We start from the raw sequence: 13824 nt of genomic DNA on the forward strand, positions 1-13824 counted from the left end.
AGCCTGCAAGGGCTGGCCGGGTCAAGCCCGGCCGTGACGGCATTGCGGCCGCTCAGGCTTCGCCGATCGTCTCCAGGATGGCGCCTTCCATGCCCTCCTTGGCCGTCTTGCCGGCCCAGACGACGAACTGGAAAGCCTGATAGTAGCGCTCACAGGCCTCGACTGCCGTCTTGACCAGCGCCGCCGCCTGCTCGTCGGTCGGCTCTGCCCCGCCGGACAGCAGCAGGGCATGACGATACATCACCACGCTCTCGGTGCTCCAGAGATCGAAATGGCCGAGCCAGAGCTGCTCGTTGACAAGGCTTACGAGTTGCAGGACCTCGCCGCGCCGCCGCTCCGGCACCTTGAGATCGAAGGCGCAGGCGATGTGCAGCGCCTCGACCTCCGCGAGCCAGGTGATCGCGACGTGATACTCCGACCAGCCGCCGACAACGGAAACCGAGAGTTCGTCCTCGCTGTCGCGATCGAAGGACCAGTCATTGAGAGCGGCCAGGCGTTCAAACAGGTCGAGGGGGTTGGAAGGCCGATCCAGCTCGGCATCCATATCGAGTTCTATCATGCCCTAAGGTCCACCTTCCGGACGCTGGCGCATCCGGCGCGTTCGAGAACAGGAACACGGCGACTGGAAAGCCGAAGGAACGCAACACACCTCCGGAACGCCCCTGGGAGAGCGGCCCCATCCGTCGGCCAGAAGCGAATCCGCCCGACGAATCAATTCTTTCCACCGACGATAGCGCAGGCGCTGTGACGCTCCCAACACAGAGCGAAGGTCCGCGGATTCGGCCGGTGGGCTCAATCCCCCTAAGCTGCTGTCCACAACACATGGCTGTGGACATGACGTCACGACATGAAAGCTGTCGTTTGCACGCAGCCCCGTCAGGGCTTGCCGGTCAGGACTTGCCGAGCTTCTCCTCAAGCGCGGTAAGACGCGCCGCGAGCTTGTCGTTCTCCTCGCGGGCGATCAGCGCCATCTCGCGCACCGCCTCGAATTCCTCGCGCGTGACGACGTCGAGATCGCGCAGCAGGCGCTCGATCTGCGTCTTCACCACGGTCTCGACCTCCCGGCGCACGCCTTGCGCGGCTCCGGCTGCATCGGTGGCGAGGCGGGCGATGTCGTCGAGGATGCGGTTGCCGGGGTTCACCATGGCTCTCTCCCATCGGGGCGAAACTTTCAGAGCAAAGCCTATAGGCAGCGCGGACCGGCGCCGCAATTGCGACCGAGGCCGATTGCCGGGAGGCCATGGGCACGATCAGATGCCCGCCCGGCTTGAGGAGACGCATCATGGCCCTGCATTTCACGCCCACCGAATTTGCCCGCCGCCGCACAGCCCTCCTCGCCGCGATGCAGGCAGACCGGCTCGACGCGCTCTTTCTGTTTCAACAGGAATCGATGTTCTGGCTGACCGGCTATGACACCTTCGGCTTCTGCTTCTTCCAGTGTCTCGTCGTCAGGGCCGACGGGACCATGGCGCTGCTGACCCGCTCGGCAGATCTCCGCCAGGCACAGCACACTTCCAACCTCGACGACACCCGCATCTGGAAGGACGGACGCGACGCCAATCCGGCCAGCGACCTCCTGGCGCTCGCGCGCGATCTTGGCCTGTCCGGCAAGCGCATCGGCGTCGAGTTCGAGTCCTACGGCCTTGTCGCCTCGAACTACCGCAAGCTGGACGCCGCCTTCACCGGCCAGGCCGAGCTCCTCGACGCCTCGGCGATCGTCACGCGGCTGCGCGCCGTGAAATCGGACGAGGAGGTCGTCTATGTCCGCCGCGCGGCAGCGCTGGCCGACGCGGCCGACCGGGCAGCTCTCGACGCCATCCGGGCCGGCACCGACGAGGGCGAGATCCTCGCCGCCCAGCACAACGCGATATTCGCGGGCGGCGGCGACTACCCGGCCAACGAATTCATCATCGGCTCGGATCGAGACGCCCTGCTCTGCCGCTACAAATCCGGCCGACGCAGGCTCGGCGCCAACGACCAGATCACGCTCGAATTCGCCGGCGTCGACCGGCACTACCATGTCGCGGCGATGCGTACCGTCGTGGTCGGCGATCCCCGCCCTCTGCACCGCCCCTATCATGCCGCCGCCCGCGACGCGCTGCTCGCCTGCGAGGCCGCGCTGAAGCCGGGCCGCACCGCCGGCGATGTCTTCGCTGCCCATGCCCGCGTCTTCGACGAGCACGGCCTCGCACAGCACCGGCTCAACGCCTGCGGCTATTCGCTGGGCGCCAAATTCACACCGTCCTGGATGGACTGGCCGATGTTCTACGAGGCCAATGACTGGGAGATCGTGCCGGGGATGGTGATGTTCGCCCACATGATCCTGATGGATTCCGACAGCGAGACCGCGATGTGCCTGGGCCGCACCTATCTGGTGGGCAAGGAGGGCGCCGAGGCGCTGAATTTGCCTGAGCTGGACCTCGTCCTCCGTTAAGCCTAGAAAAGCTGCACAGGGAATCTCGAAGCAGTCCACAGCCCAAAGGGCGGGAGGCGTCATGATCAACCGTTTGAGCGGCCTCGTTCTGGGGCCGGTTTTTGCGCTGGCGCTCGCCGGATGCCAGGAAACCAGCCAGACCGCAGCCCGCCCGCGCGTCGATGCACCGGGCGTTCCGGTCTCGGTCCAGAGTATTTCCGGGGCGCCGGAAGACGTCACCACCAGCTTCGCCGGCCTGCTCGGCGAGGCCGCGGCCGAGCGCAAGATGGAGATCGTTCCGGGCAACAAGCCGGCGCGCTTCCGCGTCAAGGGCTATCTCACGGCACAGCCGACGGAGGACGGCCAGACGTCGCTCGCCTTCGTCTGGGACGTCTACGACTCGACGAAGCAGCGCGCCCAGCGTGTTCAGGGCGAGAGCATCGGCCGGCGCAGCAGCAGCTCCGATCCCTGGGCCGGCATCGACCGGACCATCGTCGCCAAGGCCGCCTCCGACTCGATGGATGCGATCGCGAGCTTCCTCGTCACCACCCCGGCTGTCGAGGCGCTGGGCGGCGACAAGGACAAGAAGGCCGACAAGCCGGCGAAGCCTGCCACCAAAGTCGCCGCTACCACCGACAAGAAAAAGAGCTGAACGCCCGCGTTCGCTCCCTTCGGCGACGCAGCGTCAGTGGATTCCGGGTCACGCCGGCGCCGCGAGCGCTTTTTGCGCAGCGATATTGCAGCGCAGCGGTCGACTCCATGTCATCGCACTGTTAAGAGCCGTTCGAATTGAGCCGGCCTAGCCGGCTCGTGCCCCGCCTTGTCCAACGGTGCGCCACGGCATGCCCTCTCATTTCAAAGTCGTCGCCGGCAACTCCAACCGGCCGCTTGCAGATGCCATCTGCAGCCATCTCAGCATTCCTCTCGCCAAGGCCACGGTGCGGCGCTTTGCCGACATGGAGGTCTTCGTCGAGATCCAGGAGAATGTGCGCGGGCAGGATGTCTTCGTCATCCAGTCCACCTCGTTCCCCACCAACGACCACCTGATGGAGCTGCTGATCATCACCGATGCGCTGCGCCGCTCCTCGGCGCGCCGCATCACGGCGGTGATCCCCTATTTCGGCTATGCCAGGCAGGATCGGCGCGCGTCGGGCCGCACCCCGATCTCGGCCAAGCTGGTCGCCAACCTCATCGCCCATGCCGGCGTCGACCGCGTGCTGACGCTCGATCTCCACGCCGGCCAGATCCAGGGCTTCTTCGACATCCCGACCGACAACTTGTTCGGCGCCCCGCTCATGGCGCGCGACATCAAGGACCGGCTGGAGTGGAAGAACGCCATGGTCGTGTCGCCGGACGTCGGCGGCGTGGTCCGCGCCCGCGCGCTCGCCAAGCGAATCGACGCTCCGCTCGCCATCGTCGACAAGCGCCGCGACCGGCCGGGCGAATCGGAAGTGATGAACATCATCGGCTCGGTCGAGGGCCGGTCCTGCATCCTGATCGACGACATCGTCGACTCCGGCGGCACGCTGGTGAACGCCGCCGAGGCCCTGCTCGAGCAGGGCGCCAAGGAGGTCTACGCCTACATCACCCATGGCGTGCTCTCGGGCGGCGCGGTCGCCCGCATCGCTTCCTCGAAGCTCAAGGAACTGGTCATCACCGACTCGATCATGCCGACCGAGGCGGTGAAGGTCGCGCGCAATATCCGCGTCATCTCCATCGCCGGGCTGATGGGCGAGGCGATCGAGCGCACGGCGAGCGAGACCAGCGTGTCCAGCCTGTTCGACTGAGGATGGTCACTTGAGGTCCGGCGCGCTCGTCCTGTTTTCCGGCGGCCAGGACTCCACCACCGTGCTGGCCTGGGCGCTCGATCGTTTCGACACCGTCGAGACGATCGGCTTCGACTACGGCCAGCGTCACCTCGTCGAGATGGAGTGCCGCCTCGCCATTCGGGAGAAGCTGCCGACGCTCTCCTCCGGCTATGCCGAGCGGCTCGGCCCCGATCATCTCGTCGATCTGAAGGCGCTCGGCGCGATTTCGGAAACCGCGCTGACGCGCGAGACCGAAATCAGCTTCGCCGAGACCGGCCTGCCGACCACCTTCGTGCCCGGCCGCAACCTGATCTTCCTGACATTCGCCGCAGCCCTCGCCTATCGGCGCGGCCTGAAGCACATCGTCCTCGGCGTCTGCGAGACCGACTATTCCGGCTATCCCGATTGCCGGGACGATACGATCAAGGCGATGCAGGTGGCGCTCGGCCTCGGCCTCGACCGCCGGCTCGTGCTCCACACGCCGCTGATGTGGCGCGACAAGGCGCAGACCTTCGCTCTGGCGCGGGAACTCGGCGGGCAGGCCCTCCTCGACCTCGTCCTGGAGGAAACCCATAGCTGCTATCTGGGCGACAGGACGACCCGGCACGGCTGGGGTTTCGGCTGCGGCCATTGCCCGGCCTGCGATTTGCGCGCAAAAGGCTTCGCGGCCTATCTCGTGTCACCCGACGACAGCGGACCCTCTTATGAATCGTGATCACCAGCGGCGGCTCGAAGGCATCGTCGCGCTCGTGCTGTTCGGTCTCACCATTCCGGCGGCCAACTGGCTCATCGGCAATGCCGGCACCGTCTGCGTGCCGAACGGCCCCTGCCTCGTGCCGGTCTGGCCGGGGATCATGGCGCCGAGCGGCGTCCTGATGGTCGGGCTTGCGCTCGTGCTGCGCGACCTCGTGCAGCGCCGTCTCGGTACGCTTGCGGGGCTCGGCGCGATCGCCGTCGGCGCGCTGATCTCGGCCCTGCTTGCCCCCGCGGCCATCGTGATCGCCTCCGTCTCGGCCTTCCTGCTGTCGGAGCTCGCCGATTTCGCCATCTACACGCCCCTGCAGCGCCGCCGCTTCCTGACGGCGGTCTTCGCCTCCGGCATCGTCGGCCTCGTCGTCGACAGCATCGTCTTCCTGCACCTCGCCTTCGGCAGCCTGGATTTCCTTGCCGGCCAGGTCATCGGCAAGGCCTGGATGGTGCTGTTCGCGCTGCCGCTGATGCATCTGCTGCGCCGCCGCGACGAGCGCCTGGGCCTCGCCGCCGCCTGAGCGGATAAAGTTTGAATTGGCCCCTCAATCGGCCCTTAAGCCGATTGAGTTAGAATTTGCGTTCTGCGACAAGCCCTTCTCTGTCGGGAACAGCGTGATCAAGCCCTCCGACCGCCTGCAGGCCCTGCAGAACGATATTCTGGAAGACATCGCGCGCGGGGAAACGCTCGCCTTGTGCATGGAACGGCTGTGCCACCGGGCGGAAGCGATCTCGCCCGGCGTGATCTGTTCGGTCGTGACGGTCGATGATGAGGGTCATCTGCGCCCCCTCGCCTCGCCGAGTCTCCCCGATCACTATGCCGCCGCCATCGCCGGCACGCCGACGGGCCCCCGTGCCGGCTCCTGTGGCACCGCGGTCCATCGCGCTGTCCCCGTCGAGGTGACTGACATCGCGACCGACCCGCTCTGGGCAGCCTATACGCAGCTCGTCCTGCCGCTCGGCCTCAGAGCCTGCTGGTCGACCCCGATCAAGGCACGGGACGGCCGCGTCGTCGGTGCCTTCGCCTTCTATTTCCGCAAGCCCCGCCGGCCGCGAGCTCTCGAGCGCCGCATCGTCGCGACCTGCGTCCACCTCTGCGCCATTGCGATCGAGCACGACGAAGTGCGCGCCCGCAATCACCATCTCGCCTATTTCGACACGCTGACCAGGCTGCCGAACCGGGCCCAGTTCAACGACGCCATCACCGCAATGAGCACGGCTTCGCGGCGCTACGGGCTGATGCTGATCGATATCGATCACCTCAAAACGGTGAACGATACGCTCGGCCACGCCGCCGGCGACAGTCTTATCGCCGGCGTCGGCGACCGCCTGAACACGGCCCTGATCGGTTGCCTGTCCTGCCGGATCGGTGGCGACGAATTCGCCGTCCTGGTCCCGGATTGCGACAGTCCCGCTCGAATGCGCAGCCTCGCCTCCGCCGCTCTCGCCGCAATCGCCGCGGCGCCGCTGGAGCATGATGGGCACAGCATTCAGCCGAGCGTCACGATCGGCGGCGCGCTCGCCGGCGAGGATGGCGAGGACAGCGTGACGCTGCGGCAGAATGCCGATCTCGCGCTGTACCATGCCAAGGAGACCCGCCGCGGCCGCTATGTGCGCTTCCGCCGGAAGCTGCGTAGCGCGATGATGCATCGCACCCGCATCCGCAAGGATGTCGACGGCGCGCTCGGCGGCGAGCGCATCGTGCCGTACTACCAGCCGATCATCCGGCTCGACACCGCCGAGATCGTCGGCGTCGAGGCCCTCGCACGCATGCGGCAGGACGACGGGCGCATCGTCACGGCCGGCGAATTTCAGGAAGCTTTGCAGGATCCCAAGATCGCCCACCGCATCACCACACAGATGCTGGCTTCGGTCGCGTCCGACATGGCCGAATGGCAAAGCGCAGGCCTGCATATCCACCACGCCAGCGTGAACGTCACATCGGCCGACTTCCAGAAGGGGGACCTGGCGCAACGCGTGGCCCGGGCGCTCGACAAGGCCGGTCTGCCGATGCGCCACCTCGTCGTCGAGGTGACCGAGCAGGTCTTCATGGGCAGCCGCAGGGACGGTGTTGCGCGGACGATGGAAGCGCTGCGCGCTTGCGGCATGCTGGTCGCGCTGGACGATTTCGGCACCGGTTTCGCCTCGCTGACCCATCTGCTCGATTTTCCGATCGACATCATCAAGATCGACCGCTCCTTCGTCAGCGCGATCGACAGCGGCGCCCGCAGTGCCGTCATCGTCGAATCCCTGCTGACGATGACACGCCGTCTCGGCATGAAGATCATCGCCGAAGGCATCGAGACGCAGTCGCAAGCTCAGCGTCTCGAGGAGATGGGCTGCCGTTTCGGGCAGGGCTTTCTCTATTCGCCGCCTGTGCCGGCGCTGGTCATCCGTGAGCTCCTGCAACGCTTCGGCCAGGCAACCCCGGCCACTGCGCTCCAGCGCGAAGCCGTCGCCAACGCCGCCTGACGCAACGGGGTTGAGATTGCGCCGGTTTTAGCCTATGAGCAGCCGCGCGTCCCGCTGACACCCTTGGAGGCTCTGGACGCGCAAGCCGATGGCCGCCACGAGGCGGCCTTGTCATTTACAAGTCAAGGACATCCAACATGACCGCCGTGAAGCAAATCGAGGCTTCGGCGCGCGCGCAGGTCGGCAAGGGGGCCGCCCGTGCTGTTCGCCGCCAGGGCCAGACGCCTGCCGTGATCTATGGTGGGGGCGCCGCTCCCGAAGCCATCGCGCTCGACGCCAACAAGACCCGCCAGCTGATTTTCGGCGGCCACTTCCTGACCACGATCTTCGAGATCAGCGTCGCGGGCAAGAAGCAGCGCGTCATTCCGCGCGACTACCAGCTCGACCCGGTCAAGGACTTCCCGATCCACGTCGACTTCCTGCGCGTCGCCAAGGGCCAGACCGTCACGGTCCAGGTCCCGGTTCACGTCACCGGTCAGGAAGCCAGCCCCGGCGTCAAGGCCGGCGGCCTGGTCCAGATCATCGAGCACGCACTTGAGGTCACCGTCGAGCCCGACAGCATTCCGGAGTCCATCGACGTGTCGGTGGCCGGCCTGAACGTCGGCGACTCCGTCCACGCCGATGCCATCAAGCTCCCGGCCGGTGCCAAGCTTTCCATCGGTTCGGACGCCACGATCATTGCGATCTCCGCGCCGACCGTCGAGGCAGAGCCCGCTGCCGACGCAGCCGCCGAGGCTCCGGCCGAAGCCAAGGCGTGAGAAACGGCGCCGTCTGGCGCCGCTTCCGCCTCATTCAATCTACCGAGACGGCCGGGTTTTCCCGGCCGTCTTGCTTTGGCATCGGACCGAAAAGTGGAATCCACTTCTTCGGATGAATCCGATGCTGATCCATGAGCCTGCCGGAGTTCCGCCATGCTGATCTTTGCCGGCCTCGGCAATCCCGGCGCGCGCTATGCCCGCAACCGGCACAATATCGGCTTCATGGCCGTCGAGGAGATCGCCCGCCTCCATCGCGCCTCGCCCTGGCGCGTGCGTTTCCAGGCGGAATCCTGCGAAGCCACGATCGGCGGCGAGAAGGTGATCCTGCTCAAGCCGCAGACCTACATGAACGAATCGGGCCGCTCGATCGGTGAGGCCGCGCGCTTCTTCAAGATCGCGCCTGCGGACGTCGTCGTCTTCCATGACGAGCTCGACCTGGCTCCCGCGAAGCTGCGCGTGAAGCTCGGCGGCGGCAATGCCGGCCACAATGGCCTGCGCTCGACCACGGCCGCGATCGGCAATGACTACCGCCGCGTCCGCATGGGCATCGGCCATCCCGGCCTGAAAGAGCTGGTCCATGGCTATGTGCTGAATGATTTCGGCAAGGCCGAGCAGCCCTGGGTCGAGGACCTCTGCACGGCCTGCGCCGATCACGCGCCCCTTCTCGCAGCCCATGACGACACGGGCTTCCAGAACAAGGTGCATCTCTTCATGGACGCACGCGGCCATGGCGCCGTGAAGCGACTGGGCGAGAAGAGCGAAGGCTGAACGTCAGAGCGGCAGTTTCGCGCCCGATTTCGCGACCGTCACGCGGCTCGTGCTGTAGCTGCCATCGGCCTGCCGGCTCGCCGTCATCGCGACCTGGGCGCCGGGCGTGAGCTCGCTCGCCTCGGCCGGTGCCGCCATCAGGATGGTCGCCTCAGGCGTGATCGCAACCTTCTGCTCGCCGCCGGGATAGCTCAGGACGAGATTGGCGCCGTCGACCCATGCAACCGTCTCGGCCACGGTCGCGTTCGTCATGGTCGCGTCAGGCAGCACCGCCCAGGGGCGGTGCCCCTCCCCGGTCCCGCGCTGCGTCTCCGGGAAGATCATGACCTGCACCGCCAACAGCGTGCCGTCCGGCTGGGGCTTCGCGCCGACCCCGATGAAACTCCCCTTCGCGATGTCGGACGCCTTGGCCGGTACAACCCCGCCGGTGGAGAAACCCGGCGCAAGCGCGACTTTCACCTCCCGCCCGTCAGCCGCCTTGAGGTCCAGCGTCGAGCCTTCTACGCGCTCCACCGTGCCACGCAATCGCGTCCCCGGCGCCTGCGCGACGGCCAGGCCTCCGGCCAGAGCGAAGATCGACAGGGTGAGTGCGAAACCAAAACGATTCATGGCGATGCTCCGAACCGCGCAGGCGAACGCGGCAGGCGATCCAGCATCAGCATCCGACCCCTCGCCATGCACGTTCGCGTGAGCGGCGCATCGGCCAGAAGGCGCGCGGCACTTGTCTTTATCGCGCAAGCCCCCCAATAAGGCCGCAACTTTCAAAGCTTCACGCCCGGCGGCGGCTCCGTCCGCGGGCAACGGAACAGGCGACCATGGGCTTCAAATGCGGAATCGTCGGCCTGCCGAATGTCGGCAAGTCGACCCTCTTCAACGCGCTGACGCAGACTGCCGCGGCGCAGGCCGCCAACTACCCGTTCTGCACCATCGAGCCGAATGTCGGCGATGTCGCGGTGCCCGACGAGCGGCTTGAGCAACTCGCCGCCATCGCCGGCTCGAAGGAGATCATCCCGACGCGACTGACCTTCGTCGACATCGCCGGCCTCGTGCGCGGCGCCTCGAAGGGCGAAGGGCTGGGCAACCAGTTTCTCGCCAATATCCGCGAATGCGACGCCATCGCCCATGTCGTGCGCTGCTTCGAAGACGGCGACATCACCCATGTTGAAGGCAAGGTCGCGCCCATCGACGACATCGAGATCATCGAGACCGAGCTGATGCTCGCCGATCTCGAAAGCCTCGAGAAGCGCGTCCAGCCACTGGAGAAGAAGGCCAAAACCGGCGACAAGGACGCCAAAGAACTGGCCGATCTGATGAACCGCTGCCTCGTGCTGCTACGCGACGGCAAGCCGGCCCGCCTCGTCCAGGTCGCAGCCGAGGAGCGCCGGCCTTTCGAGCTGCTCGGCCTGCTCTCGTCCAAGCCCGTGCTCTATGTCTGCAATGTCGAGGAAGCCAGCGCCGACAAAGGCAACGCCTTCTCCGAGCAGGTGAAGAAGCGCGCCGCCGAGGAAGGCGCCGTCGCCGTCGTCGTCTCGGCCAAGATCGAGAGCGAGATCGCGGTTCTGCCGCCCGAGGAGCAGACCGAATATCTGGAAGCCGTGGGACTGGAGGAGCCGGGGCTCAACCGTGTCATCCGCGCCGGCTACAGCCTGCTCAACCTCGTGACCTATTTCACCGTCGGCCCGAAGGAAGCCCGCGCCTGGACGATCGAGAAGGGCACCAAGGGGCCGCAGGCCGCCGGCGTGATCCATACCGATTTCGAGAAGGGCTACATCCGCGCCGAGACGATCGCCTATGACGACTACGTCGCCAACAAGGGCGAGTCGGGCGCGCGCGAAGCCGGCAAGTTCCGCCTCGAAGGCAAGGAGTACGTCGTCGCCGACGGAGACGTGCTGCACTTCCGTTTCGCGACCTGAGAAAGCCCGCCGATGCTGCAGTTCGAGGATTTCGTCCCAGGCGAGAGCGTCCTCTCGCACAGCATCGCCGTCTCTGAGGACGATATCGTCGCCTTCGCCTCGCGCTATGACGCGCAGGACTTCCATGTCGATCCGGAAGCCGCGAAGGCGAGCTTCGTCGGCCGCCTGATCGGCTCCGGCTGGCATAGCTGCTCGCTGCTGATGCGGCTGATGGCGGAGAGCTTCCTGCTCGACTCGACCGGCATGGGCGCGCCGGGCATCGAGGAGGTGAAGTGGCTGCGCCCGCTCCTTCCCGGCGACAGCGTCACCGCCCGCCGCACCGTGATCGAGACCAAGACCTCCCGCTCGCGGCCCGAAATGGGCCTCGTGCGCTTCCGGCTCGAATTGCTCAACCAGCGCGGTGAACCGCTGCTTGAGCAAATCAACTGGATCATGTTCGGCCGGAAGGATTCCGGCGTCTCCCCTCAGCCGCAGGGCGATTGGCTCGCGCATTCGCCGCGCTACGAACGCCCGGCCTTGGAGAGCCCGCTTGAGGCGCCTTCAGAAGGTCCCGAGCCCACCCGCTTCTTCGAGGAGCTCGCCATCGGCAGCCGCCACGAGCTCGGCAGCTTCGTCTTCACCGCGGATGAAATCATCGCCTTCGCCCGTAGCTTCGACCCGCAGCCCTTCCACATGGACGAGGCGGCGGCGCGCGTCAGCCTGTTCGGCCGGCTCGCCGCTTCAGGTTGGCATACCGCGGCGGTCTGGATGGCGACCATGGTTTCGCACCGCAGGCGCCAGCTCGCCGCGACGACCGGGCGCCCTGCCCGCCTCGGCCCCTCGCCCGGCTTCAGGAATCTGCGCTGGTCGAAGCCGGTCCTCGCCGGCGATCGCATCACCTATTTCTCGGAGGTGGTGGATAAGCGCGAGAGCGCCTCGCGCCCGCAATGGGGCCTGTTCTTCCACCGCAACACCGGCATCAACCAGCGCGGCGAAGAGGTCTTCCGCTTCGACGGCTGCGTCTTCGTCGAGCGGAAACCCGCCTGATCCCAAATCCCGACTGCCGTCCCTGTAGACGGCAGTCTCGGCGAAGCCGGGCCAGCGTCAGGGCTTCGGCTCGACCAGCTCGGACCTCTGACCTTCGATCGCCTTGAAGGGATTGAGATAGGATTCCCTTGCCTTTGCAGCCGGCAAAGGGGGAATTCTCAGATCCCAAGTCTCGGTCAGCGCGCGGTCACCTTGCTTCAGCACTGCGCGCAAATCGGACGACACCGCCGGATTCTTGACCTTTACCCTATAGGTCAGGCGCCAGCCCTGAATGGCCGGGTTGGGTTGAAGGTCGGTTCCGACGATCTCGACATTGTCGTTGGCCGTGACCTCGGCCGTGATCTTCGCCTGCGGCGAAAGCTTGCGCAACGAAGGCCCCTTGAAGTCGATCAGGAACGCCTGCGTCCCGTCGCCCGCGCGAATGAGGTTGGACTGATAGAACTCCCCGGTAGAGCGTATGGTCTGCCAGACATAGGACGTACCGTCCTTCAAGATCGCCGGCTCGTCCATCGTCCAGTGCATCCTATAGTCGAACTGCAGCGGCTGGCCCGGCGCCGGCATGCTCTCCGGCACCCAGAAGGCGACGATGTTGTCGTTGGTCTCGTCCGCCGTCGGGATTTCGACGAGACGCACGCTGCCCTTGCCCCAATTGTTGGTCGGCTCGATCCAGGCGCTCGGGCGCAGATCGTACCGATCCTTCAGATCTTCGTAGCGCGTGAAGGAGCGTCCACGCTGGAGCAGCCCGAAGCCCTTCGGATTCTCGGCCGGGAAATTGGTGACGGCCACCGCGGATGGCGGGTTGCCGAGCGGGCTCCAGGTCCACTTGCCGTCGCCGCCTTGAATGGCGAGCCCGTTGGAATCATGGATGGCCGGCCGGAAGTTATAGGTCGGCGAAGGCTGGTTGGGGCCGAAGAGGAACATGCTGGTCAGCGGCGCGATGCCGAGCGTGCGCGGCGCCGCCCCCTCGCGCATGAAGACGCGCGCCTTGACGTTCAGCACTGTGTCGGCGCCCGGCACCAGCGTGAATTCATAAGCGCCGGTCGCCCGTGGCGAATCCATCAGCGCATAGAAGGTCAGCTGCTTGTCCTGGGGCTTCGGGCGGCGCAGCCAGAATTCGCGGAATTTGGGGAACTCCTCGGTGATCGGCAGCCCGGTATCGATGGCCAGGCCGCGCCCCGAGAGGCCGTAGATCTGTCCCTTGCCGATGACGCGGAAATAGCTCGCGCCCAGCACGCTCATGATCTCGTCGAGCTTGCCGGCCTGGTTGATCGGATAGACCACCCGGAAACCGGCCCAGCCGAGCTTGCTGGTCTCGGCCGGGTCGAAATGCAGGTCGGCAAAGTCGAAACGCCCGGCGTCATAGGGTATCTCGTGCACGGCGCCGTTGACGATCTCGTTGATCTTCACCGGCGTGTTGAACTGCATGCCCTGATGATAGAAGGCCAGCTTGAAGGGCGTCCGCAATTCCGTCCAGGCGAAGCGGTCACGCCGCGGTTGCATCTTCTGATAGTCGGCGAATTGCATCTTGCTGAACACGTCGGGCAGGTTGCTGACCGGGGTCACGTAAGGCTTGTCCGCCAGCGCCTTCGCCTTCGCGAGCACGTCCTCGAGCCCGAAATCCGCCAGACGCTTCTGCGCGAAGGCAGAGGTCCCGACGAGCGCTCCGAGCGCCAGGCAGCCGGCAGCCAGGCTCAACCGGGCCAAACCCGACCTGCTGCAGGTCGCTGCGCATTGCCTCAAAGCCAACACCAGCATGCGTCGGGCCGAAGAAGAAAACCGGGCCATATCAAGGGCCCCGTCACCAGAACGGGTCGACAAGCTCACAACAGCTCCTTAAAGATGCACGCTGGCGGGGCGGAGTGCGCCCGTCCCATGTCGGGAGCGGCGCACGCGAGCACAAATGCCCATCATCGACACAA

The 13824-nt window shown here is 66.1% G+C and carries 14 protein-coding genes; 10 read left to right on the plus strand and 4 right to left on the minus strand.

All coding sequences use genetic code 11. The features are described 5' to 3' along the window. Positions 1 to 52: 52 nt before the first annotated feature. Positions 53 to 559, minus strand: coding sequence for a type III secretion system chaperone family protein (locus AC1DDA_RS13470; protein ID WP_441511991.1), 507 nt, complete (start codon positions 557 to 559; stop codon positions 53 to 55). A gap of 331 nt (positions 560 to 890) precedes the next feature. Further along, positions 891 to 1145 carry an accessory factor UbiK family protein gene (locus AC1DDA_RS13475; RefSeq protein ID WP_441511990.1) on the minus strand — a complete coding sequence of 85 codons (255 nt, stop codon included), beginning with the start codon at positions 1143 to 1145 and terminating at the stop codon, positions 891 to 893. A gap of 137 nt (positions 1146 to 1282) precedes the next feature. On the opposite strand from AC1DDA_RS13475, the gene AC1DDA_RS13480 reads away from it, so the two are divergent. The 8 genes from AC1DDA_RS13480 (at position 1283) to pth (ending at position 8966) form a co-directional block, all read left to right on the plus strand. After that, complete coding sequence (locus AC1DDA_RS13480) at positions 1283 to 2434, plus strand: M24 family metallopeptidase (protein ID WP_476796103.1); 1152 nt, start codon at positions 1283 to 1285, stop codon at positions 2432 to 2434. 61 nt (positions 2435 to 2495) lie between these two features. Next, complete coding sequence (locus AC1DDA_RS13485) at positions 2496 to 3065, plus strand: hypothetical protein (protein WP_476778866.1); 570 nt, start codon at positions 2496 to 2498, stop codon at positions 3063 to 3065. Positions 3066 to 3255: 190 nt separating this feature from the next. Beyond that, positions 3256 to 4200 (plus strand): ribose-phosphate pyrophosphokinase, encoded by a 945-nt coding sequence (locus AC1DDA_RS13490; protein ID WP_476796104.1) that lies wholly within the window; start codon positions 3256 to 3258, stop codon positions 4198 to 4200. 10 nt (positions 4201 to 4210) lie between these two features. Further along, on the plus strand, positions 4211 to 4936 hold the full coding sequence (gene queC, locus AC1DDA_RS13495) for a 7-cyano-7-deazaguanine synthase QueC (RefSeq protein WP_441511986.1): 726 nt from the start codon (positions 4211 to 4213) through the stop codon (positions 4934 to 4936). Further along, positions 4926 to 5489 (plus strand): VUT family protein, encoded by a 564-nt coding sequence (locus tag AC1DDA_RS13500; RefSeq protein WP_476778864.1) that lies wholly within the window; start codon positions 4926 to 4928, stop codon positions 5487 to 5489. The genes queC and AC1DDA_RS13500 overlap by 11 nt, the downstream gene beginning before the upstream one ends. A gap of 94 nt (positions 5490 to 5583) precedes the next feature. Next, complete coding sequence (locus AC1DDA_RS13505; protein WP_476796105.1) at positions 5584 to 7440, plus strand: putative bifunctional diguanylate cyclase/phosphodiesterase; 1857 nt, start codon at positions 5584 to 5586, stop codon at positions 7438 to 7440. A 137-nt stretch (positions 7441 to 7577) separates the two neighbouring features. Next, on the plus strand, positions 7578 to 8198 hold the full coding sequence (locus AC1DDA_RS13510) for a 50S ribosomal protein L25/general stress protein Ctc (protein WP_441511983.1): 621 nt from the start codon (positions 7578 to 7580) through the stop codon (positions 8196 to 8198). 153 nt (positions 8199 to 8351) lie between these two features. After that, positions 8352 to 8966 (plus strand): aminoacyl-tRNA hydrolase, encoded by a 615-nt coding sequence (gene pth, locus AC1DDA_RS13515; protein WP_441511982.1) that lies wholly within the window; start codon positions 8352 to 8354, stop codon positions 8964 to 8966. Positions 8967 to 8969: 3 nt separating this feature from the next. Here pth and AC1DDA_RS13520 read toward each other — a convergent pair whose 3' ends face one another. Next, positions 8970 to 9575, minus strand: a complete 606-nt coding sequence (locus tag AC1DDA_RS13520; protein WP_476796106.1) for a single stranded DNA-binding domain-containing protein — start codon at positions 9573 to 9575, stop codon at positions 8970 to 8972. Between the two features lie 206 nt (positions 9576 to 9781). Between AC1DDA_RS13520 and ychF the strand changes: the two genes are divergently transcribed. Continuing rightward, a complete protein-coding gene (gene ychF / locus AC1DDA_RS13525; RefSeq protein WP_476796107.1) occupies positions 9782 to 10879 on the plus strand; it encodes a redox-regulated ATPase YchF in 1098 nt (365 codons plus the stop codon). Between the two features lie 12 nt (positions 10880 to 10891). Further along, on the plus strand, positions 10892 to 11905 hold the full coding sequence (locus tag AC1DDA_RS13530) for a MaoC family dehydratase (RefSeq protein ID WP_441511979.1): 1014 nt from the start codon (positions 10892 to 10894) through the stop codon (positions 11903 to 11905). Positions 11906 to 11962: 57 nt separating this feature from the next. Here the strand turns inward: AC1DDA_RS13530 and AC1DDA_RS13535 are convergent, their stop codons facing one another. Next, entirely contained in the window at positions 11963 to 13609 is a 1647-nt protein-coding gene (locus tag AC1DDA_RS13535; RefSeq protein WP_476796108.1) for a glucan biosynthesis protein G, read from the minus strand. Positions 13610 to 13824: the final 215 nt, after the last annotated feature.

The organism is Allobosea sp. 10N428, assembly GCF_056394545.1.